Origin of the sequence: Billgrantia desiderata, from assembly GCF_900108215.1 — a bacterium.
GTDB classification, from domain to species: domain Bacteria; phylum Pseudomonadota; class Gammaproteobacteria; order Pseudomonadales; family Halomonadaceae; genus Halomonas; species Halomonas desiderata.
The window spans coordinates 37,196-58,737 of record NZ_FNVC01000028.1 but is presented as its reverse complement, the minus strand read 5'-3'; the positions used below and the strand labels follow the sequence as shown (position 1 = coordinate 58,737).

General features: G+C 65.5%; 20 protein-coding genes. 9 read left to right on the top strand and 11 right to left on the bottom strand.

The genetic code is table 11. The features are described 5' to 3' along the window. Positions 1–87: 87 nt before the first annotated feature. A complete protein-coding gene (locus C4S71_RS19555; RefSeq protein WP_086511868.1) occupies positions 88–1,425 on the top strand; it encodes a deoxyguanosinetriphosphate triphosphohydrolase in 1,338 nt (445 codons plus the stop codon). A 22-nt stretch (positions 1,426–1,447) separates the two neighbouring features. Here the strand turns inward: C4S71_RS19555 and C4S71_RS19550 are convergent, their stop codons facing one another. After that, on the bottom strand, positions 1,448–2,362 hold the full coding sequence (locus C4S71_RS19550) for a nuclease-related domain-containing protein (RefSeq protein WP_103970266.1): 915 nt from the start codon (positions 2,360–2,362) through the stop codon (positions 1,448–1,450). A gap of 151 nt (positions 2,363–2,513) precedes the next feature. On the opposite strand from C4S71_RS19550, the gene C4S71_RS19545 reads away from it, so the two are divergent. Further along, entirely contained in the window at positions 2,514–3,386 is an 873-nt protein-coding gene (locus tag C4S71_RS19545; RefSeq protein ID WP_103970265.1) for an NAD-dependent protein deacetylase, read from the top strand. On the opposite strand, the gene C4S71_RS19540 is transcribed toward C4S71_RS19545, so the two are convergent. From C4S71_RS19540 to C4S71_RS19530, 3 genes are all read right to left on the bottom strand, one after another. Next, positions 3,358–3,768 (bottom strand): YbaY family lipoprotein, encoded by a 411-nt coding sequence (locus C4S71_RS19540; protein WP_086511865.1) that lies wholly within the window; start codon positions 3,766–3,768, stop codon positions 3,358–3,360. The two genes, C4S71_RS19545 and C4S71_RS19540, sit on opposite strands and share 29 nt — an antisense overlap. Positions 3,769–3,781: 13 nt before the next feature. Next, the gene (locus tag C4S71_RS19535; protein ID WP_086511864.1) at positions 3,782–4,156 is read right to left on the bottom strand and encodes a translation initiation factor Sui1; all 375 of its coding nucleotides are present in this window, start codon (positions 4,154–4,156) and stop codon (positions 3,782–3,784) included. 144 nt (positions 4,157–4,300) lie between these two features. Beyond that, the gene (locus C4S71_RS19530) at positions 4,301–4,999 is read right to left on the bottom strand and encodes an HAD family hydrolase (RefSeq protein ID WP_103970264.1); all 699 of its coding nucleotides are present in this window, start codon (positions 4,997–4,999) and stop codon (positions 4,301–4,303) included. Between the two features lie 473 nt (positions 5,000–5,472). Between C4S71_RS19530 and C4S71_RS22530 the strand changes: the two genes are divergently transcribed. Together C4S71_RS22530 and C4S71_RS19520 are read left to right on the top strand one after the other, a co-directional pair. Beyond that, positions 5,473–5,880, top strand: a complete 408-nt coding sequence (locus C4S71_RS22530) for a hypothetical protein (RefSeq protein ID WP_160113415.1) — start codon at positions 5,473–5,475, stop codon at positions 5,878–5,880. Between the two features lie 413 nt (positions 5,881–6,293). Further along, on the top strand, positions 6,294–6,617 hold the full coding sequence (locus C4S71_RS19520) for a hypothetical protein (protein WP_010626410.1): 324 nt from the start codon (positions 6,294–6,296) through the stop codon (positions 6,615–6,617). Positions 6,618–6,687: 70 nt separating this feature from the next. Here C4S71_RS19520 and C4S71_RS19515 read toward each other — a convergent pair whose 3' ends face one another. From C4S71_RS19515 to C4S71_RS19490, 6 genes are all read right to left on the bottom strand, one after another. After that, positions 6,688–8,073 carry an SLC13 family permease gene (locus C4S71_RS19515; RefSeq protein WP_086511862.1) on the bottom strand — a complete coding sequence of 462 codons (1,386 nt, stop codon included), beginning with the start codon at positions 8,071–8,073 and terminating at the stop codon, positions 6,688–6,690. 86 nt (positions 8,074–8,159) lie between these two features. Next, positions 8,160–8,735, bottom strand: a complete 576-nt coding sequence (locus C4S71_RS19510) for a COG4315 family predicted lipoprotein (RefSeq protein WP_086511861.1) — start codon at positions 8,733–8,735, stop codon at positions 8,160–8,162. A gap of 62 nt (positions 8,736–8,797) precedes the next feature. Further along, positions 8,798–9,154 carry a hypothetical protein gene (locus C4S71_RS19505; protein ID WP_086511860.1) on the bottom strand — a complete coding sequence of 119 codons (357 nt, stop codon included), beginning with the start codon at positions 9,152–9,154 and terminating at the stop codon, positions 8,798–8,800. Positions 9,155–9,317: 163 nt separating this feature from the next. Then, positions 9,318–10,382, bottom strand: coding sequence for a class II fructose-bisphosphate aldolase (gene fba / locus C4S71_RS19500; RefSeq protein WP_010626414.1), 1,065 nt, complete (start codon positions 10,380–10,382; stop codon positions 9,318–9,320). A gap of 77 nt (positions 10,383–10,459) precedes the next feature. Beyond that, entirely contained in the window at positions 10,460–11,623 is a 1,164-nt protein-coding gene (locus C4S71_RS19495; RefSeq protein ID WP_103970263.1) for a phosphoglycerate kinase, read from the bottom strand. 41 nt (positions 11,624–11,664) lie between these two features. Further along, positions 11,665–12,705 (bottom strand): type I glyceraldehyde-3-phosphate dehydrogenase, encoded by a 1,041-nt coding sequence (locus tag C4S71_RS19490; RefSeq protein WP_103970262.1) that lies wholly within the window; start codon positions 12,703–12,705, stop codon positions 11,665–11,667. A gap of 243 nt (positions 12,706–12,948) precedes the next feature. On the opposite strand from C4S71_RS19490, the gene C4S71_RS19485 reads away from it, so the two are divergent. From C4S71_RS19485 to C4S71_RS19475, 3 genes are all read left to right on the top strand, one after another. After that, a complete protein-coding gene (locus tag C4S71_RS19485; protein ID WP_086511857.1) occupies positions 12,949–13,407 on the top strand; it encodes an Hsp20/alpha crystallin family protein in 459 nt (152 codons plus the stop codon). A 51-nt stretch (positions 13,408–13,458) separates the two neighbouring features. Then, positions 13,459–13,848, top strand: coding sequence for an Hsp20/alpha crystallin family protein (locus C4S71_RS19480; protein WP_086511856.1), 390 nt, complete (start codon positions 13,459–13,461; stop codon positions 13,846–13,848). Positions 13,849–13,962: 114 nt separating this feature from the next. Beyond that, the gene (locus C4S71_RS19475) at positions 13,963–15,015 is read left to right on the top strand and encodes a class I fructose-bisphosphate aldolase (RefSeq protein WP_086511855.1); all 1,053 of its coding nucleotides are present in this window, start codon (positions 13,963–13,965) and stop codon (positions 15,013–15,015) included. 103 nt (positions 15,016–15,118) lie between these two features. On the opposite strand, the gene tkt is transcribed toward C4S71_RS19475, so the two are convergent. Beyond that, positions 15,119–17,110 (bottom strand): transketolase, encoded by a 1,992-nt coding sequence (gene tkt / locus C4S71_RS19470; protein ID WP_086511854.1) that lies wholly within the window; start codon positions 17,108–17,110, stop codon positions 15,119–15,121. 354 nt (positions 17,111–17,464) lie between these two features. On the opposite strand from tkt, the gene metK reads away from it, so the two are divergent. Both metK and C4S71_RS22995 read left to right on the top strand, forming a co-directional pair. Beyond that, on the top strand, positions 17,465–18,685 hold the full coding sequence (gene metK, locus C4S71_RS19465; protein ID WP_103970261.1) for a methionine adenosyltransferase: 1,221 nt from the start codon (positions 17,465–17,467) through the stop codon (positions 18,683–18,685). Positions 18,686–19,230: 545 nt separating this feature from the next. After that, positions 19,231–21,501 (top strand): NADP-dependent malic enzyme, encoded by a 2,271-nt coding sequence (locus C4S71_RS22995; RefSeq protein WP_103970260.1) that lies wholly within the window; start codon positions 19,231–19,233, stop codon positions 21,499–21,501. Positions 21,502–21,542: the final 41 nt, after the last annotated feature.

Below are 21,542 nucleotides of genomic sequence, written 5' to 3'. Positions count from 1 at the left end.
CGCGCTATGCGACAAGCGAGGCGCTTACGGCGACGATGGCCATGTCACCCATGGCGGTGCCAGAATGAAGGCTTCAGGAGGAAGCCCATGACCCAGATGCATTGGCAGCAGTTGCTCGACCCCTCGCGGCTGCATGGCAAACCCACCAGCGGGCGTGACGAGATCGGGCGCAGCCCGTTCCACAAGGACCATGACCGCATCGTCTTCTCCGGCTCGTTTCGGCGGCTCGGGCGCAAGACCCAGGTCCACCCGTTGACCGACAACGACCATATTCACACCCGCCTGACCCACTCGTTGGAGGTGGGCTGCGTGGGGCGCAGCCTGGGCATGATCGTCGGCGAGCTGCTGCGCGAGCGGCTGCCAAAATGGATCACGCCGGCCGATCTCGGCGTGATCGTGCAGGCCGCCTGCCTGGGACACGATATCGGCAACCCGCCCTTCGGGCATGCCGGCGAATACGCCATCCGCGACTGGTTCAAGCGCGCCGAGGCGGATGGCAGCGGGCTGCTGGAGGGGCTTTCCGAGCGCGAGCGCGCCGATCTGCTGACCTACGAGGGCAATGCCCAGGGCTTTCGCATCGTCACCCAGATCGAATACAACCAGTTTCGCGGCGGCATGCGCCTCACTGCGGCGACCCTGGGCACCCTGCTCAAGTACCCCTGGACCGTGGAGCACGGCGGCAGCGCCGGCAAGTTCGGCTGCTACCAGTCGGAGCGGCCGCTGCTTGAGGACGTGACCCGCTGCCTGGGCCTGCTGCCCCGCGGCGAAGGGCGCTGGTGTCGCCATCCGCTGGCGTGGCTGGTGGAGGCGGCCGACGATATCTGCTACGCGCTGCTCGACCTGGAGGACGGCCTGGAGATGGGCATCCTGCGCTTCGAGGAGGTCGCTGAGGTGCTGTTGCAGATCGCCGGAGATGCGCCCTCGGACTATGCGCGCATGGCCCGCGACGGCGTCTCCCAGCGGCGGCGCATCGCCGCACTGCGGGGTGCCGCCATGGAGCGGGCCGTCAACGATGTGGGGGCCGTGTTCGTCGAGCACGAGAACGCGCTGCTCAACGGTACGCTCAATAGCGACCTGCTCGAGCTCTGCCATCCCGACCTGGGCTGGGGGGTGGCGGCCGCCAAGCAGCTGGCGCGCGAGCGCATCTTCCAGAACGAGCGCAAGGCCAAGCTGGAGATCGGCGCCTACACCACCCTGGGCATCCTGCTCGAGGCTTTCATCGGCGCCGCCCATGAGCTGCACTTCAGCGGACAATCGAGCTTCAAGCATCAGCGGGTGCTGGCGCTGATCGGCGAGAACACCCCGCGCCCTTCCTGGCCGCTGTACGACAGCTACCGGCGCATGCTCGATTTCATCGGCGGCATGACCGACCACTACGCCGTCGACCTGGCCCAGGAAATGGGCGGACGCCTCAGGGGGGACTGAGCCGGGGGCAGGTGAACAAAGCTCAGATCGAGGGTTCGCTCAGCCCCGGGTTGCGGTCCAGCTCGGCGGCACGTTCGATCAGTGCCTCGATCACCCTGTCGTGCAGTTCGTCGTCGAGCTCGCCGAGGCGCCGTTCGCTGAGCTGCTGAGAGAGCGACTCGCCGCTGACCACCATCAGCCCCTCCGGGGTGCCGGCACAGGTGATGTCCCAGCCGGGCAGAGTGAGTACGCCCATGACCGGGACCGGTTGCCCGCAGCGCTGCTCCAGCCAGCCGGCCAGCCAGTGCGAGGCGCGCAGAGTCTTGAGGATGGGGCGATGCTCGCTCCAGCCCGGGAAGCGCAGCCGCTCGGGCTCGACGGTGACGACGTTGATCTCGCGTCCGTCTGCGGTGAACGGCCGCGTGCGGGCGCGGGTCTCGACCACGAAGACACCGTGAGGGGTGATGGCGACGTGGTCGATGATGTCGGTATCCGTGGGCACGTCGTGGAAGACGAAGTAGGGGTGCGCCTCGGGGCTCACCAGGCGCTCCAGCTCCTGGCCCACGGCCAGATCGCAGGCCAGCCCCAGCTTGATGCGGCGGATGTGCTGGAAGTCGCGAATCAGCAGGAAGCAGTAGACCAGCACCAGCACCGTGCTCAGCGCCCCGTACAGCGCCCATTCGACCCAGTTCTGGCGGCTGGCGAAGAGCATGCGGCCCATGCCGTAGACCAGTGGCGCCAAGGTCAGGATGGGCCCCAGGGCACCGTTGAGAAACAGCGTGGCAAAGGCACGGTCGAGCCGGTTACGCAGGGCCTGGCCGGGCTCTCTCAGAGGACGGGCGTTGAACGGCGAGCGAACCCGGGCATCGTGCAGGTTGCGCAAGGCGATGACGATGACGGCCATGGCCCCGAGCGGAAAGAGGAAGATGAGTGGCAGCAGGTATTCCAGCCAGGCCATGGGTTCGTCCTTGCCGATGGGAGTCACGTGAGCGTGACATTCTAGACAACCTGAGGCGCCCGGAGCCATCTTCGGTACCATGTCTTCAGTACCATGTCTTCAGTACCATGTCTTCGGTACAGAGGCGTATGCGCCGCAGCATGACGGATAGATGATGAACGATACACGACAGCCAGCCGGGACAGAAGCGGTCGAACGCCTGCGCGAGTTTCTGGTGCGTCATTCCAACCTGGCGGTGCTCACCGGCGCCGGGGTCAGCACCGACAGCGGCATTCCCGCTTACAGGGATGAAGCAGGCGCGTGGAAGTGCGCGCCACCCATGCAGCATCAGCAGTTCATGGGCAGTGCGGCCGCCAGGCAGCGCTATTGGGCGCGTGCGCTGGTGGGCTTTCGCACCCTGCACGGTGCCCGCCCCGGCGCTGCCCATCGTGCTCTGGCACACCTGGAACAGGCCGGCGTGGTACGCGGGGTCATCACCCAGAACGTCGATGGGCTGCATCAGAAGGCCGGCTCGTGCCATGTCATCGACCTGCATGGACGCGCCGAACAGGTGCGCTGCATGGACTGCGGGGCGCTGCGCATGCGCCATGATCTGCATGCCGAGCTGGCCGAACGCAACCCCGACTGGCTCGAGCACGAGGCCGAAGTGCGCCCCGATGGCGATGCCGCCCTCGAAACCGATTTCTCCTCCTTCGAGGTGCCCGGCTGCTCGCGCTGCGGGGTAGGGATCTGGAAACCCGACGTGGTGTTCTTCGGTGACAGCGTGCCCCGAGAGCGCGTCGAGCGCGCCCGGGCTCTGGTCGAAGGCGCCGAGGCCCTGCTGGTGGTGGGCTCGTCGCTGATGGTCTACTCCGGCTACCGCTTCGCCCGGCAGGCCAGCGAGGCCGGCCTGCCGATCGCCTGTCTCAACCTCGGTCGCACCCGCGCCGATGCGCTTTATGCGCTCAAGCTCGAAGCGCCGATCGGGCCGGTGCTCGAAGCCGCTGCGCTCGCGTTTACGGGCGTGGCTCGAGCGGCAGGCTGACCGGGCCTCGGCCGCTTGCCGGCATCTCCGCCGGTTCCGGTGTGATGTGGGTGATGCGCCCCTGCTGGCGCAGCTCGGCGGCCAGGCGCGGCGCGCTGGCGGCCTCGAGAGTGCGCTGGTCGAAGCGCAGTGCCGCAGGCCAGGGGCCGGCCCCGCTTGGCGTCGCCCGGGTTTCCGCCAGCGTACCCCCGGCATCGCTCAGCCAGACGCGAAGTTCGGCGTCCTGGGCGAGCTCCACGCCGCCCGGCGGCTCGACCTGGACCTCCACCTCGGCGAACTCGGGAGTACCGGCGCAGCCCGCCAGCATCAGCAGCGTCAGCGCAGCGATGCCGATGCGGTTACGGCGCAGAGCGGTGCGTAGGGAATGTCGTGCAACAGCCATGTCCTCTCCTCGTTCAGCCACCGGCAAGCTTGACGGTAAAGCCTCGGCGTTCGAGCTCGGCCTTCAACAGCTCGCGATGATCGCCCTGGATCTCGATGATGCCGTCCTGTAGCGAGCCCCCGGTGCCGCAGCGTTTCTTGAGTGTCTTGGCCAGCGCCTTGAGCTCGGCGGCGGGCAGCGGAATGCCGCTGATGGTGGTGACTCCCTTGCCCTTGCGACCGCTGGTCTCCCGGCGAATGCGGACGACGCCGTCCAGCGCTGCGAGGCGCTCCTGCTCGGCGAGTTCGCTACAGCGGCAGCCGGCCTGAGGCTGGCGGCAGCCGGGGCACATGTCACCGTGTTCGGTGGAGTAGACCAGGCCGCGCAGCTGGTCCTGCAGTGAGGCCATGAGAGCTCCTGACATTGGGCAGCATGGGTGAGAGGCGATGATAACGTCCCTGGGAAGGGTCTGCCTATGGGAGGATGACGCCTGGTGGGTGCCGCTTGGTGGTGCCGGTTAGCGGCGACAAGAAGCCGCAAACGCGGGTGTCGATCAGCGGGCGTAGGCGAACTGCCGGCTCTCCAGTGCCCGGGAGTGGGCCAGGTTTTCGATCACGGTGGGCAGCTGATACATGCTGCTGATCATGATGGCGCCTTCGGGGGTCTCCTCGGCGTCGGGGAAGCGATTCAAGTGGACTACCGTCATGCCGGCATCGAGCGCGGCCTTGACGCCGACCAGGGCATCGTCGATCGCAATGCACTCTTCGGCATCGAAGCCCATCGCCATGGCGGCATGCAGATAGAGACGCGGGTCGGGCTTCCAGCAGTTGGCGGTATAGGCGCTGTAGAGGTGCGAGCCGAAAAAGTCGCCGAAGCCGATGGCTTTCAAGGAGGTGCGGATCTTGTTCTCGGGCCCGTTGGAGACCACGCCGCAGGGATAGTCGATCAAGGCCATGAGGGCTTCACGAGCCCCGGTGATGGCGGTGAGTTCGGTCTCGAGGCGCCGATTGAGATTGCTGCGCATCTCGGTTTCGGTCTCGGCCAGGTGCAGAGGATCGACGCTGCCGTAACGCTCCTCGAGCGCCGCCACGATGTTGCGGAAGCGGCTGCCACGAAATTCGCCGATGTAGTCGCTGGCCTGAAAGGGCAGCCCCAGCCGGGTCAGGCTGGAAGCCATTTCGGCGGCCAGCAGGGGTTCGCTGTCCACCAACGTGCCATCGCAATCGAAGAGCAGGCAAAAGGGGCGAATCATACCGAACTTCCTTCGCAGTCTCGTGACTGTCGAGCTTTGATACCTCTTGTATCGGCATGCGGAGCGAGAAGTTTAGGCCGCCGCATGTTTGCGAACGCTGTTTCCTAAGTATTGCGCGTAAGCGCGCCATATTCAAGTCCTTGAGTAACATCGCGTCGCCGCTTGCAACGCGCCAGGTAGTGAAGCCTTCCCCTGCCGAAAGTGTGCCTGCCTAGAACAGGCGCATGTGTCATAACTCACCACCTCTGGGGCGCTTTTTCAGGCTCTTTTTCATCCGCTGAACTCCTGGTAAATCATTGTTTTTAAAATATGTTTAATTGAATTTCGGTATCTCTGGCCCGGTGCATGCAACCTTCAGGTCGAGCAGGACATGCCGGTGGGCCACAGCAAACGAGTACGCTAGCTCTCCGGTATGACGTGAAGCTTCGGCTTCGACAGGAAAACTCACGTTCAACTCCTTTGGAGGTGCGAACATGATGTCCAAGGAATTTCTCAAGAAACTCGGCATTGTCGGTATCACTGTTGGCCTGAGCGCCAGCCCGCTGGCCTTTGCCGATTTCCATGACGAAGAGGACGACCAGGGTGCGGTGCCGCAAGAGACCGTGCCGGGTGAAGATGCAGGTGCTGGCGCTGGAACTGGCGCGGGTGCCGATGCTGATGTGGGTGTTGGCGAAGGCGAAGCTGGGGCCGGTGCTGGCACAGATGCTGGTGCAGGTGTCGGGGCCGGTGAAACCGGTGCAGATACCGGTGTAGGCGCCGGTGCCGGGGCCGAAGGTGACACTGGCTTCAACGGTGACGACGGCTTCGATGCCGACGATGAGTGGGAAGAAGAGAACGAAGAGGAAGAATGGGAAGAGGATGATGACGACCAGGATTGGTAAAGCCTGACGCCCAGGGATGGGCAGTCGCTGTCAAGGATGATGGCGACGTCATCGGAAGGTTGAAGTAAATCAACCTCCTCGGAACCGCCCCCGGCACTGCCGGGGGCGGTTTTGTTTTTAACTCATATGAGCTCGGGCGGCATGTCGTAGTTTTGACTGATCGAGAGCGTCGGGCTAAGCGGCCCTGACATGGTCAATCAATGCTCATGTGACATATTGCTCCACCGCCTCGGCTGCCTCGGGTGAGCATTGATATGCTCTTTATTTTTATATCTGGCTGATTTTTAAGAATTTATTTTATTATCTGGCAAGTTGGCCTGCATCTCGCTTCATATAAAGGGCCGATCGGAATCACTGTCACAGGGGTTTCGAACATTCAGGAAAGCAGTTCAAACTTCGCTGGAGGTACGAACATGATGTCCAAGGAATTCCTCAAGAAGCTCGGTATCGTCGGTATCACTTTTGGCCTGAGCGCCAGCCCGCTGGCCATGGCCGGTTTTGATGAAGAAGAGCAAGAGGGTCAGGATACCTTCCCTGAAGAGACCGCTCCGGAAACTAGCGGCCAGGCTCCCGTGATCGACGGCATTGAGTACGAGAACGAGGAGGAAGAGTGGGACGCTGACGAGTGGGAAGAGGAGAACGAAGAGGAAGAGTGGGAAACCGCTGACGACGAGTGGGAAACCGAAGATGAAGAGGAAGAGTGGGAAACCGATGAGGACGACGACCAGGATTGGTAATCGCCTGAACGGGTAATTCCCCTCTTGTCGCCCCCGGCCAATGCCGGGGGCGACTCGTTTGTGAGGGCGGTCAGATCCAGCCGAGCCATTCCCACCAGAGATAATTAAGCGGCCATAGCAGCAGCACGCTGAGCAGGGCCGTGATCAGGCACAGCCTGGCGGTCTCGCGCAGCGAGATGCGTGCCGCCAGGATGCCGACGATCAAGGGTGGCGCCTGGTAGGGCAGCAGCACCGTGGAGAACCCCACCACCTGAGTCATGTAGACGGCCTCCGGCGTCCAGCCGGTGATGGTGGCGAGCCCCGGCGCCATGGGAGTCAGAATGGCGGGGATACCCGGTAGCGTGACCAGTGTGCCAAGTACCATGGCGAGCCCCGAGAGCATGCCGAAGGCGGCGGCATCGGTGGCCTCGCGCAGCGGCAGCACCGAGAGCAGGCTGCCAGCCACGCGCTCCCCCAGGCCGCTATGAAAGGCCAACGCACCGAGACTGACGATGCCGGCGACGTAGAGAAACGAGTCGAAGCTGATCGACTGCAGGGGATTGGCACCCATCAGGCGGCTGCCGGGAAACAGGCAGACTAACGCCACCAGCATGCCGATCCAGGCCGGGGAGATGCCGTGCCAGGCATCGCTCATCCACAGCAGTACCGCCACCGAGAGCAGCGCTGCCAAACCGAGTTCGGGGCGTGAGAGATGGGGCCTCTCGGCAACCGAGTCGCTCTGCTTGGGCGCGCGTGCCGGGTAGAGCCACAGCATCACCGCGATCAGCAGCAGCGTCTTGAGCAGCCCCAGCACCGGGAAGTGCAGCAGCAGATATTCGCTGTAGTTGGGCGGCGTGCCCAGTACCGCCTCGGCGGCACCCATCAGCACGTTATTGGGCACGTTGGCGGGCAGGATGGCGTAGGTGGGCAGGAAGGTGCCCATCATGCCGCCGAGAATCAATCCGGTACGGCCCTTGTCGCCGGGTTCGTAGCCCAGGTGGTCGGCCAGGGTGGTTAGTATCGGCACCATCAGCAGGATGCGCCCCATGCCGGAAGGCATGAAGAAGGCCATTGCCAGACCCAGCAGAATCACCCCGATCAGCGCGCGCCGATAGGAACCCTCCAGCCAGGGGCCGACCCCCCGGGCAAGCGTATTGCCGAGCCCCGTGTACTGAATCGCCGCCCCGATGATCAGGCCCGAGAACACCAGCCAGGTCGCCGCCGAGCCGAAGCCGGCGAAGACGATGTCCGCCGAGGCCACCCCGGCCACGGTACACAGGGTGAAGAACACCAGCGCCGTCAGCCACTGCGGCAGCCAGCCGGTCGCCCACAGCCCGATGCACAGCCCGATCACCGCACCGGCTCTCACCAGCAACGGCAGCTCGGGGCTCAGCAGCAGAAACAGGGTCACCGCGCCCGTGGCAAAGAGGGAAATCCACTGGCGCGGGGTGGGCAAGGACTTGGCGGCGGCAGGCATGCGGACTCCGGTCTCGGACAAGACCGGAGAGTTTAGCAGGCGAAGTAAAGGACGGTCATGCCCGCCGCCCACCTTGCAGGGTCAGGTCATGGGCTGCCCGGCTCCACCGGCTCGGCCTGTTCCGGTCCCTCGTCTTCGATGATCTCGCCATCGGGAGCGATCAGGTACCAGGGGCCGCCCATGTGGTCCATGCCCTGGCCGAGCGCATCGCCGGGATAGACGTCGCGGGCGAAGAAATAGAGCGGCCAGCCGTCGTAGGTGACCTGCCGTGTGCCGTCGTCACGTTCGATGGTGCCCAGGCGCTCGGCATCGACATGCTCGCCGGCGGCGGGCGGTTCCTCGGTGGTGTAGGGCGGCCAGGCAATGGCGCAGGTCTCGTAGCAGGTCGAGTACTCGCCGCCTTGTTCATCCTGCTCGAACATGTAGAGGCTCTTGCCGTTCTGGTTGGTCAGGTAGCGGCCGAAGGGCTCCTGCTCGCCGACTTCCACCCTGGCTTGATCGATGGGGTCGGGTCTTGCATCGAGCTGCTGTTCCGATTCCTCCGGATGCATGCCTTCTACCTGGGCCGGGTCGTCGGTGTCGGCGTTCTCAGGCGCCGCGAAAGCCGAGGCGGTGACGAGCGTTGCGGCCAGGATGCCTCCGGTCAGCGTGCGTGACTTCATGTCGACCTCTCCTTGGCAAGCTGCCCCTTCACTGTAGGTAGGGCCTGGGCCGCCATGCAAGGTCAGCGTCGCCTGGCGAGCCGCCGCGAATTGGCGCTGCTGCGGCGATGGTAGGGAGCCATGGCGCGCCGGCCGGTGTGCCACCAGGGATTGCCCTGGCCAAAGGCCATCTGCAGCATGGCTTTCTGCATCTCGAAGCCGGTTTCCAGGCCGGCCTCGAGCTTTTCGGTCACCATGCGCTGATTCTCCCGGAGCATGCGGGCGCTGGTGGGAGACTGGGTCTGCCATAGCCCATGGCGCATGGTGATGGTGGAGAGTGACGTCGACCAGAGCTCCAGCGCCATGAGGCCAAGCTTCCATACGTCCATCATGGCGGCGGGGTTGAGCGGAACCAGCGAATAGGGAGTCATCGTCTTCATGCCGGGCATCCTTGTGCGGGTAACTCCCGCGACTATGCGCCGGTCTGTTGCTGCGCTGCAATAACCTGGGTTGTGCGGCAGGCATTGCCGCCTTGCCGGGCTGCGTGGCGACGAGCAATGAAAAGGCGGCCCGTCGGGGCCGCCTCTGTCTGACGCTGCGGGATCACTTCACCTTCGGATCCAGCTCGCCGCGGGCGTAGCGCTCGTACATCGCTTCGAGGCTGATTGGCTTGATGCGGCTGGCGTTGCCGGCGGTGCCGAAGGCCTCGTAGCGGGCGATGCAGATGTCGCGCATGGCCGTGACGGTTTCCTTGAGGTACTTGCGCGGGTCGAACTCGCCCGGGTGCTTGGCCAGGAAGCGACGCACCGCGCCGGTGGAGGCCAGACGCAGGTCGGTGTCGATGTTGACCTTGCGCACGCCGTACTTGATGCCCTCGACGATCTCCTCGACCGGCACGCCGTAGGTTTCGGGGATCTCGCCGCCGAACTCGTTGATCACGGCGAGCCACTCCTGGGGCACCGAGGAGGAGCCGTGCATCACCAGATGGGTGTCGGGAATGCGGGCGTGGATCTCCTTGATGCGCTGGATCGACAGGGTGTCGCCGGTGGGCGGCTTGGTGAACTTGTAGGCGCCGTGGCTGGTGCCGATGGCGATGGCCAGGGCGTCGACCTGGGTCGCCTTGACGAACGCGGCGGCCTCTTCCGGGTCGGTCAGCAGCTGGTCGTGGGAGAGCACGCCCTCGGCGCCGATGCCGTCCTCTTCGCCGGCCATGCCGGTCTCCAGGCTGCCCAGACAGCCCAGCTCGCCCTCCACCGAGACGCCGCAGGCGTGGGCCATCTCGACGGTGCGACGGGTGACGTCGACGTTGTAGTCGTAGTCCATCGGCGTCTTGCCGTCCTCGCCCAGCGAGCCGTCCATCATCACCGAGGAGAAGCCGAGCTGGATCGAGCGCTGACACACCGCCGGGCTGGTGCCGTGGTCCTGGTGCATCACCACCGGGATGTGGGGGAACTCCTCCACTGCGGCCAGGATGAGATGGCGAAGGAAGGGCGCGCCAGCGTACTTCCGCGCGCCGGCGGAGGCCTGCACGATCACCGGGGAGTCGGTGGCATCGGCCGCTTCCATGATGGCGCGCATCTGCTCGAGGTTGTTGACGTTGAATGCCGGAATGCCGTAGCCGCGCTCGGCGGCGTGGTCCAGCATCTGGCGCATGCTGATCAGTGCCATGATCTCACCTGTTCTCTGTCGATCTGTCTGGGGACTGGGGGCTGCCGCCCGGCATGGCCGGACGGCGGCGGGTCGGGTCAGTGTGCAGCGTCTTCCAGCGCCTTCACTGCCGGCAGCACCTTGCCCTCGACGTATTCGAGGAAGGCGCCGCCGCCGGTGGAGATGTAGGAGACCTGCTGCGCGATGTCGTACTTGTCGATGGCGGCCAGGGTGTCGCCGCCGCCGGCGATGGAGAAGCCGTTGCTCTCGGCGATGGCGCGCGACAGCGCCTCGGTACCCTTGCCGAACTGGTCGATCTCGAACACGCCCACCGGGCCGTTCCACAGGATGGTGCCGGCATCCTTGAGCAGGCCGGCGAGCCGCCCGGCGGTGTCGGGGCCGATGTCGAGGATCATCTCGTCGTCGCTTACCTGGTCGACGGGTTTGACCACGGCCTCGGCCGAATCGGAGAACTCGGTGGCCACCACCACGTCGGTGGGCAGCGGGATCTCGACCTTGGCCATCAGTGCCTTGGCCTGGGCGACCAAATCGGCTTCATACAGCGACTTGCCGACGTTGTGACCGGCCGCGGCGATGAAGGTGTTGGCGATGCCGCCGCCGACGATGAGCTGGTCGCACTTGGCGGAGAGGGCGTTGAGCACCTCAAGCTTGGTCGAGACCTTGGAGCCGCCGACGATGGCGACCATGGGGCGCTTGGGTGTGGCCAGCGCCTTCTCCAGGGCGTCGAGTTCGGCGGCCAGCAGCGGGCCGGCGCAGGCCTGCGGGGCGAAGCGTGCCACTCCATGAGTGGAGGCCTGGGCGCGGTGGGCGGTGCCGAAGGCGTCCATCACGTAGATGTCGCACAGCGCGGCGTACTGCTGGGCGAGGGTCTCGTCGTCCTTCTTCTCGCCGACGTTGAAGCGTACGTTCTCGAGCAGCACCACCTCGCCTTCGGCCAGGTCCTGGGCGGTGTCGAGATAGTCCTCGACCAGCCGCACCGGGCGACCGAGCAGTTCGCCGAGGCGCTCGGCCACCGGCGCCAGCGAGAACTCCGCGGCCGGTTCGCCTTCGGTGGGGCGCCCTAGGTGGCTCATCAGCATCACCTTGGCACCGGCTTGCGTGGCTGCCTGGATGGTCGGCAGGCTGGCCCGCAGACGGGCGTCGCTGGTCACCTTGCCGTGCTTGACGGGTACGTTCAGGTCCTCGCGGATCAGCACTCGCTTTCCGCGCAGGTCGAGGTCGGTCATCTTGAGCACGTTCATCGGGCGTCTTCCTTTCCTTGATTGAGGGAAACCGAAGCGGGTCAGCGGCTCGCCGGGGGCAGCGCCGCCAGGCGCTGGGCGACGTCGAGCATGCGGTTGGCGAAGCCCCACTCGTTGTCGAACCAGCACAGCAGCTTGATCAGGCGCTTGCCCGCCACCCGGGTCTGAGTGGCGTCAACGATACCCGAGCGGGGGTCATGGTTGAAGTCGATCGAGGCCATGGGCTCCTCGGTGTAGCCGAGCAGGCCGGCCAGGGGGCCGTCGCTGGCCTCGCGCAGCAGGGCGTTGACCTCGGCGGCGGTGGTGTCGCGGCGCACGCAGAGCGACAGGTCCATGGCCGAGACGTTGATCGTCGGCACGCGCATGTGCAGGCATTCGAAGCGCCCGGCCAGATGCGGCATCAGGCGGTTGATGCCACGCGCCAGGCTGGTGTCGACGGGCACGATGGAGTGCATCGCCGAGCGCGTCAGGCGCAGGTCGGTCTGGTGGTAGGCATCGATCACCGGCTGGTCGTTCATCGCCGAGTGCACCGTGGTGGTCACGCCGTGCTCGATGCCCAGTGCCCGGTCGAGCACCGTCAGCACCGGCACCAGACAGTTGGTGGTGCACGATGCGGCCGAGACGATGCGGTGCTCGGCGGTAAGCTCGGCGTCGTTGATGCCGCACACGATGGTGGCGTCGACGTCGCTCTCGGCGGGTTGGGAGAACAGCAGGCGTCCGGCCCCGGCGGCAAGATGCGCCTCGGCGGTGGCGCGATCCTTGAAGCTGCCCGAGCACTCCAGCACCAGGTCGATGCCGAGCTCTGCCCAGGGCAGGCGGCTTGGCTCAGGCTCGGTGAGGATGGTGATCGGCGCACCGTCGACGATCATCCGGTTCCCGTCGGTTGCCACCTGGCCGGGAAAACGGCCGTGGGTGGTGTCGTAGCGGGTCAGGTAGGCGATGGTGTCCAGGTCGGAGAGCTCGTTGATCGCTATCACTTCCAGCGCCTGGGCGCCGGAGCGGTTCAACTGCCGCTCCAGCAGTGCGCGCAGCACACACTGACCGATACGACCGTAGCCGTTGATGGCGATACGCTGGGCCATGGGGCGGGAAACTCGCTCTTGCCGACGGAAAGCGGCGATTCTAGCGCATCTGGGCTTTTTTTTCCCCTTGTCGTCCGCGCTCCCGTCGTTGGCCCCACTTGGGCAGGTCAGGCCTGTTGCAGCTCTTGAAAAAACGCGCCGAGACCCTATTGAAACGATACGGCACAGCAGGTTTCGGCCTCATGTGTCGTGCTCGGATGACCTTGCCTGTCAACGACCTGCCAAGCGTAGGAGGTGTTCGATATGTTCGGAGATCTCAAGCGTTTCGATAATGGTATCGGCTCGGGCTTCGACTGGTTTCGCCCGTGGCTCGACGAGATCTTCCAGGAGGGCGCGGCGGACATCCGCTCGGTGCCGCGCGGCAGCTTCCCGATGATCAACGTCGGACGCACCGACGATGCCGTTCGCGTGTACGTGCTCGCCGCCGGCCTTGCCCAGGACGATCTCGACATCAGCGTGCAGGATAACGTGCTGACCCTGCGTGGGCGGCGCGATGCCCTGCCGGGGGAGAACGAGAGCGATCGCAAGCGCCCCTGCTTCCGTCGTGAGCGCTTCGATGGCGAATTCGTACGCGCCATCAGCCTGCCCGAAGGTATCGACGTGGAGCGTGCCGAGGCGCGTTGCCACGACGGTGTGTTCGAGATCCATCTGCCCAAGCGCGAGGAGCTCAAGCCGCGTCGCATCGATATCCAGGCGGCTTGAGTCGCTTCGATGTCACGATTGCGTCAAGTCAGTGCGTTGGAGGTGATGAACATGAACGAAGTCACTCGTCATGAGGCGCAGGCCAATGTACCGGCACGCGAGCGGCGTAGCCGGGCGATGCGGCCGCCGGTGGATATCTACGAGGAGAACGATGCGCTGTTCGTTGTAGCCGACATGCCCGGGGTCACTCGCGAGGGGCTGAACGTGGAGGTCGATGGCAATCTGCTCAGCATCGAGGGCGAGATTCGCATCGACATGCCCGAGGGCCTGACGGCAACGTATGCCGAAGCCCAGGCCCAGCGTTATGAACGGCGCTTCACGCTCAGTCACGAGATCGATACCGCCGCCATCGAGGCGCGCCTGGAAAACGGCGTGCTCCATCTGCGGCTGCCGAGGAAGGAGAGGCACAGGAGTCGGCGCATCGAGATAAAGGCCGCCTGATGCGAAGCGCCCTTTCCCTGTGAAAGGGCGCTTCCGTTTGCAAGCCGGGGCAACGCTCGGTACGGTTTTCACTACGCTGGGAATAGCGATTCACGACACCATGGAGAGGAAGACATGACCGACATTACCCAACTGCTGGGTGACGACGCCGAATACCTGCTCGATCACCGTTGCCGTGGTTTTCCCCGCGAACAGCTGCACCTGCCGGGGCCGGATTTCGTCAGCCGCGTCGTGGCCGACAGCGACCGCAGCCCGGCGGTGATGCGCAGCCTGCAGGCGATGTTCGACCATGGCCGCCTGGCCGGCACCGGCTATCTCAGCCTGCTGCCGGTGGACCAGGGCATCGAGCACTCGGCGGGCGCCTCGTTCGCTCCCAATCCGCGCTACTTCGACCCGGCCAACATCGTCGAGCTCGCCATCGAGGGCGGTTGCAACGGCGTGGCCTCCACCCTGGGTGTGCTCTCGGCGGTGGCGCGGCGCTACGCCCACCGTATTCCGATGATGCTCAAGCTCAACCACAACGAGACGCTGAGCTACCCGGCGATGTACGACCAGACCCTGTTCGCCGAGGTGGAGCAGGCCCACGACATGGGCTGCGTGGCGGTGGGGGCGACCATCTACTTCGGTTCGCCCGAGAGCCGCCGCCAGATCATGGAGATCAGCGAGGCCTTCGAGCGCGCCCACCAGCTCGGCATGGCCACGGTGCTATGGGCCTATCTGCGCAATCCTGCCTTCAAGCACGAGGGCAAGGACTACCACGTGGCGGCCGATCTCACCGGCCAGGCCAACCATCTGGCGGCGACCCTCAAGGCCGACATCGTCAAGCAGAAGCTGCCCGAGACCAACGGCGGCTATCAGGACATCGGCTTCGGCCATACCCACGCCAAGGTCTACGGCGAGCTGACCTCGGAACATCCCATCGATCTGGCCCGCTACCAGGTGGCCTGCTGCTACATGGGCCGTGCCGGGCTGATCAACTCCGGCGGCGGCTCCAAGGGCCACTCCGATCTGGGTGAGGCGGTGCGCACTGCGGTGATCAACAAGCGCGCCGGCGGCATGGGCCTGATCTCCGGACGCAAGGCGTTCCAGAAGCCCATGAGCGAGGGGGTCGAGCTGCTCCACGCCATTCAGGACGTCTATCTCGACCAGAGTGTGACGGTGGCCTGAGCACTCAGACAAGCACTCTCAGGCAAACGGGCAACGTAAAGGGCACGACCGTCAGGTCGTGCCCTATCTTCATGCCGCCTTCATGCCGTTAGCGGTGAGCCTGTCAGCCCAGCAGCTCCTTGGCCTGCTTCACCACGTTCTCCTTGGTGAAGCCGAAGTGCTTGAACAGGTCATCCGCCGGGGCGGACTCGCCGTAGGTGGTCATGCCGATCACGCGGCCGTCGAGGCCCACGTACTTGTACCAGTAGTCGGCGTGGCCGGCCTCGATGGCGAGGCGCTTGGTCACCGCGCGCGGCAGCACCTTCTCGCGGTACTCGGCGTCCTGACCGTCGAAGCGGTAGGCCGAGGGCATCGAGACCACACGCACCGCGCGGCCCTGGCTCTCCAGCTCGGTGGCGGCTTCCATGGCCAGCGCCACCTCGGAGCCGGTGGCGATCAGGATCAGCTCGGGGGTGCCTTGGCAATCCTTGAGTACGTAGGCGCCGCGCTGGATCTCGGCCAGCTGCTGCTTGCTGCGCTGCTGGTGCGGCAGGTTCTGACGCGACAGCACCAGGGCGGTGGGGCCAGAGTTGCGCTTGATCGCGGCGTCCCAGGCAGCGGCGGTCTCCACCGCGTCGCAGGGGCGCCAGGTGCACAGGTTGGGCGTGCTGCGCAGGTTGGTCAGCTGCTCGATCGGCTGGTGGGTGGGACCGTCTTCGCCCAGGCCGATGGAGTCGTGGGTGAACACGTAGATGGCGCGCTTGCCCATCAGTGCCGCCATGCGCACCGAGTTGCGCATGTACTCCATGAAGATCAGGAAGGTGGCGCCATAGGGGATGAAGCCACCGTGGAGCACGATGCCGTTCATGATCGCGCCCATGCCGAACTCGCGCACGCCGTAGTGCAGGTAGTTGCCGCCCGGGTTCTCGCGGGAGATGGGCTTGGCGCCGCTCCAGAAGGTCAGGTTGGAGGGCGCCAGGTCGGCGCTGCCGCCGAGCAGCTCGGGCAGCTGCGGGCCGAGCTCGTTGAGGCACAGCAGCGAGGCCTTGCGCGTGGCGATGGTCTCGCCCTGCTGCTGCATCTTCTCGATGAAGGCTTCGCTGGTGATCTCCGTCGGCAGCTTGCACTGGTTGCGGCGGCTGAACTCCTTGGCCAGTTCGGGATGCTCGTCACGATAACGGGCGAAGCGGGCCTGCCAGTCGTCCTGCTGCGACTTGCCGCGCTCGCGGGCGTCCCAGCCTTGGTAGACGGGCTCGGGAATGTGGAACGGCGCGTGGGGCCAGTCGAGCTGCTTGCGCGCGGCGGCCACTTCCTCGTCGCCCAGCGGAGCGCCGTGGCACTCCTCCTTGCCCTGCTTGTTGGGGGCACCGAAGCCGATCACCGTCTTGCAGATGATCAGGCTCGGCTTCTCCTCGTGGCTGCGGGCCAGCTCGATGGCAGCCTTGATCTCTTCGGGATTGTGACCGTCGACGTTGGGTACCACGTGCCAGCCGTAGGCCTCGAAGCGCTTGGCGGTGTCGTCGGTGAACCAGCCCTCGACCTCGCCGTCGATGGAAATGCCGTTGTCGTCGTAGAACACCGTGAGCTTACCCAGGCCCAGGGTGCCGGCCAGCGAGCACACCTCGTGGGAGATGCCTTCCATCATGCAGCCGTCACCGGCGAAGCAGTAGGTCTGGTGGTCGACGATGGTGTGGCCGGGGCGGTTGAACTGCGCCGCCAGCGTCTTCTCGGCGATCGCCATGCCCACGGCATTGGCCAGGCCCTGCCCCAGCGGGCCGGTAGTGGTTTCCACGCCCGGGGCGTAGCCGAACTCGGGGTGGCCGGCGGTCTTGGAATGCAACTGGCGGAAGTTGCGCAGCTGCTCGAGCTCCAGGTCGTAGCCGGTCAGGTGCAGCAGCGAGTAGAGCAGCATCGAGCCGTGACCGTTGGAGAGCACGAAGCGGTCGCGGTCGGGCCATTTCGGGTCGTCGGGGTTGTGCTTGAGGTAGTCGTTCCACAGCACTTCGGCGATGTCGGCCATGCCCATGGGCGCGCCGGGGTGACCGGATTTCGCCTTCTGGACGGCATCCATGGACAGGGCGCGAATGGCGTTGGCCAGTTCGAAACGGGATGGCATTTGGGTAAGCTCCTCGCCTGCGGCAGAATGGGGCAAGTCAACGGCGGCCTGCCGGGCCTGCCGATAGCGTTCTGGCTGGGCGCCGCAGGAAGGCACGGCGCGGTCGAATTCGGCCGCCTATTGTCGCCGACTTGCCGCCGGTCATCAAATGACGGGTGCCAGCCCGGGTGGCAGCATGTAAACTCGGGTGCTCACAGCGCTGCATGCTCGCCAGGCAGGAAGCCAAGCATCATGCAGCATGCGGTGTCGTCACTCCGCTTCGACGCCACCGCCGCGCCTTGCCGATACTTGCGCTTACCGATGCTGGCGCTTGCCGATACTAAAGCCTGCCGATACATAGAAGGGTCGACACGCATGAGCGAATACTCCCTGTTCACCTCCGAATCCGTCTCCGAGGGACATCCGGACAAGATCGCCGATCAGATCTCCGATGCGGTGCTGGATGCCATCATCGCCCGCGACAAGCATGCCCGGGTGGCCTGCGAGACGCTGGTCAAGACCGGCGTGGCCATCGTCGCCGGCGAGATCACCACCTCGGCTTGGGTCGACCTGGAAGAGCTGGTGCGCAAGGTGATCATCGAGATCGGCTACACCTCCTCGGAGGTCGGCTTCGACGGCGAGACCTGCGGCGTGCTCAACCTGATCGGCAAGCAGAGCGTGGACATCGCCCAGGGCGTCGATCGCAGCAAGCCGGAGGACCAGGGGGCGGGAGACCAGGGCCTGATGTTCGGCTACGCCACCAACGAGACCGACACCTTCATGCCGGCGCCGATCCACTACGCCCACCGCTTGGTGGAGCGTCAGGCCGAGCTGCGCAAGCACGGTCTGCTGCCGTGGCTGCGCCCGGATGCCAAGAGTCAGGTCACCTTCCGCTACGACGCCACGGGCATGCCTTGCGGCGTCGAGGCGGTGGTGCTGTCGACCCAGCACGCGCCGGAGATCGACCAGGAGGAGCTGCGGCACATGGTCAAGCGCGAGATCATCGAGGAGGTGATCCCGGCAGAGTGGCTGACCGAGTCGACCAAGTACCACATCAATCCCACCGGCAAGTTCGTCATCGGTGGCCCGGTGGGCGACTGCGGCCTCACCGGGCGCAAGATCATCGTCGACACCTACGGCGGCATGGCGCGCCACGGCGGCGGTGCCTTCTCCGGCAAGGACCCCTCCAAGGTCGACCGCAGCGCCGCCTACGCCGGGCGCTACGTGGCCAAGAACATCGTCGCTGCCGGGCTCGCCGACCGCTGCGAGATCCAGGTCTCCTACGCCATCGGCGTGGCCGAGCCCACCTCGGTGTCGATCAACACTTTCGGTACCGGCAAGGTGGACGAGGCGCGCATCATCGAGCTGGTGCGTGAGCACTTCGACCTGCGCCCCTTCGCCATTACCCGCATGCTCGACCTGCTGCACCCGATGTACCAGCTCACCGCGGCCTATGGCCACTTCGGCCGTGAGCCCTTCGAGACCAGCTACCACTGGACCGATACCAACGGCCAGGAGCACACCGAGACCTTCACCGCCTTCCCCTGGGAACGCACCGACCGCGCCGCAGCGCTGCGTCAGGCCGCCGGCTTGTAAGCACTCGCCCTAGGCACGCAATGACAGGCCCCGCCGGCTTCGCCGCGGGGCCTGTTGCTATGGTGGGGAGCACAAGGGGCGCGAGCATAAGAGGCGGGCGCAAGCTGGCCGTGTGGAAATGCGCACGACATATGGAGCGTCTGCTACCGCTACCGGTCCCTTTCGCGAGAATAATTCGTAGGCAAGGCAGTCGCTTCCGTTGCTGTGCGGAAATTCGTATGCCGAATTCGCCGGTTGTGCACATTTTCAGTCAAATCCGGGCTGCTGTCGTTGCGACCAAGGTCGCATGCTGATTCGCTAAGCGATTGAAAGCCTTTTCTTTCACTTATTTAGGCGCATTGGTTGCTGAACGCAGACTGCGCCCCATGAGACGCGCGGCTCCTACAATGACAAGTGGGCAAGGCATGACGAGCTGAGTGCGGCGTAGAGGGAATTGTGGTGTGGCCAGCGGAACCGGCCTGTCACCAGTTCGGGAAGGCGGTCGGCAACGCGATCATCGACACCTCTATCGCCGCGAAAAGTGAAAGCGAGAAGAGGCGAAGCACATGGCAGACGATTTGCGCGACAGCGCCTTGCAATACCATCGGTTTCCCCGCCCCGGCAAGCTGGCGATCCAGGCAACCAAGCCGATGGCCAGCCAGCGGGATCTGTCTTTGGCCTATTCTCCCGGTGTGGCAGCGGCCTGTGAGGAGATAGAGCGCGACCCTCTGCAGGCTGCCGAGTACACCGCCCGCGGCAACCTGGTAGCCGTGGTCAGTAACGGCACGGCGGTACTGGGGCTAGGCGCCATCGGCGCCCTGGCCTCCAAGCCGGTGATGGAAGGCAAGGCCGTGCTGTTCAAGAAGTTCGCCGACGTGGATGTGTTCGACATCGAGATCGAGGAGCGCGACCCGGACAAGCTGATCGAGATCATCGCCGGTCTGGAGGCGACCTTCGGCGGCATCAACCTGGAAGACATCAAGGCGCCGGAGTGCTTCGAGATCGAGCGTCGGCTGCGCGAGCGGATGAAGATCCCGGTCTTTCACGACGACCAGCACGGTACCGCCATCGTGGCGGGGGCCGCTCTGCTCAACGGCCTGCGGGTGGTGGGCAAGGAGCTCGGCGACATCCGTCTGGTGTGCAACGGCGCGGGCTCTGCGGCCCTGGCCTGCCTGGACCTGGCGGTCTCCCTGGGGGTGCGTCGGGAGAACATCCTGGTCTGCGACCGCAGCGGCGTGGTCCACACCGAGCGCACCGACGACATGGATCCCTACAAGGCGCGTTACGCGGCGGCCACCGAGGCCCGTACCCTGGCCGATGCCATCGAGGGGGCTGACGTGTTCTTCGGTCTCTCGGCCGGGGGCGCGCTCAAGCCGGAGATGGTGGCCACCATGGCCGACCGTCCGCTGATCCTGGCCATGGCCAACCCCATCCCCGAGATCATGCCGGAGGAGGCCAAGGCGATACGCCCGGATGCGGTGATCGCGACCGGACGCTCGGACTACCCCAACCAGGTCAACAACGTGCTGTGCTTCCCGTTCATCTTCCGCGGCGCGCTGGACTGCGGCGCCACCACGATCAACGAGGAGATGAAGCTGGCCACCGTCAAGGCCATTGCCGACATGGCGACCACCACGGTGCCGGAAACGGTGGCGGTGGCCTATGGCGGCCAGGCGCTGACCTTCGGCCCGGACTACATCCTGCCCAAACCCTTCGACCCGCGTCTGATCGACACCATCCCGCCGGCAGTGGCCAAGGCCGCCATGGACAGCGGTGTAGCCACCCGGCCCATCGCCGACCTGGAGGCCTATGCCCGTTCGCTGTCGCGCCTGGTATACCGCTCCGGCAACGTGATGGAGCCGGTGTTCGAGCGGGCCCGGCAGAACCCGCTGCGCCTGCTCTACGCCGAAGGCGAAGACGAGCGCGTGCTGCGTGCCATGGAGGTCTGCGTCAGCCAGCACTATGCCAAGCCCGTGCTGATCGGCCGCCGTAAGATCATCGAGGCGCGCATCGAGGAGCTGGGCCTGCCGGTGAGGGCCGGCGTCGATTTCGAGTTGATCGACGCGCGGGACTATCCTGACTGCTCCACCCTGGCCAGCGAGTACCACCAACTGATGGGGCGACGAGGCGTGCATCCCGAGGCCGCCGAAAAGCGCGTGCGCAGCCGCTCCACCATCCTGGCCTCGCTGCTGCTGCGCCGGGGCGAGGTGGATGCCGTGATCGCCGGCCCCGTGGGCACCTACCACGAACACCTGGATCTGGTGCTGGACGTCATCGGCCTGCGCGAGGGCGTCAGCACGCCCGCCGCCCTGCAGCTGCTGATCCTCGAGCGGGCCACGCTGTTCATTGCCGATCCCTTCGTCAACTACGACCCCGACGCCAGCCAGATCGCCGAGATCACCCTGCTGGCCGCGGAGCAGGTGCGCCGTTTCGGCATCACCCCCCGGGCCGCCCTGGTCTCCCACTCCAACTTCGGCAGCTCAGACTTCGTCAGCGCCGTGAAGATGCGTGACGCGCTGGCGCTGATCCGCGAACGCGACCCGGATCTGGTGGTGGATGGCGAGATGCAGGCCGACTCGGCGCTCTCCATGGGCGTACGCGGACGCATCCTGCCCGGTTCGCTGCTCGAGGGTGAGGCCAACCTGCTGATCATGCCCAACCTAGACGCGGCGAACATCGCCTTCACCGCGCTGAAGGTGCTGGGCAACGGCGTGTCGGTGGGGCCCATCCTGCTGGGGGCCGCCAAGCCGGTGCATGTGCTCAACCGCACGGTGACCGCAAGGGGCATCGCCAACATGAGCGCTTTCGCCGTGGTCGAGGCGCAGACCCATCGCTGACAGCGATTGCCAACAACAACAAGCCCGAGCCAACGATCAAG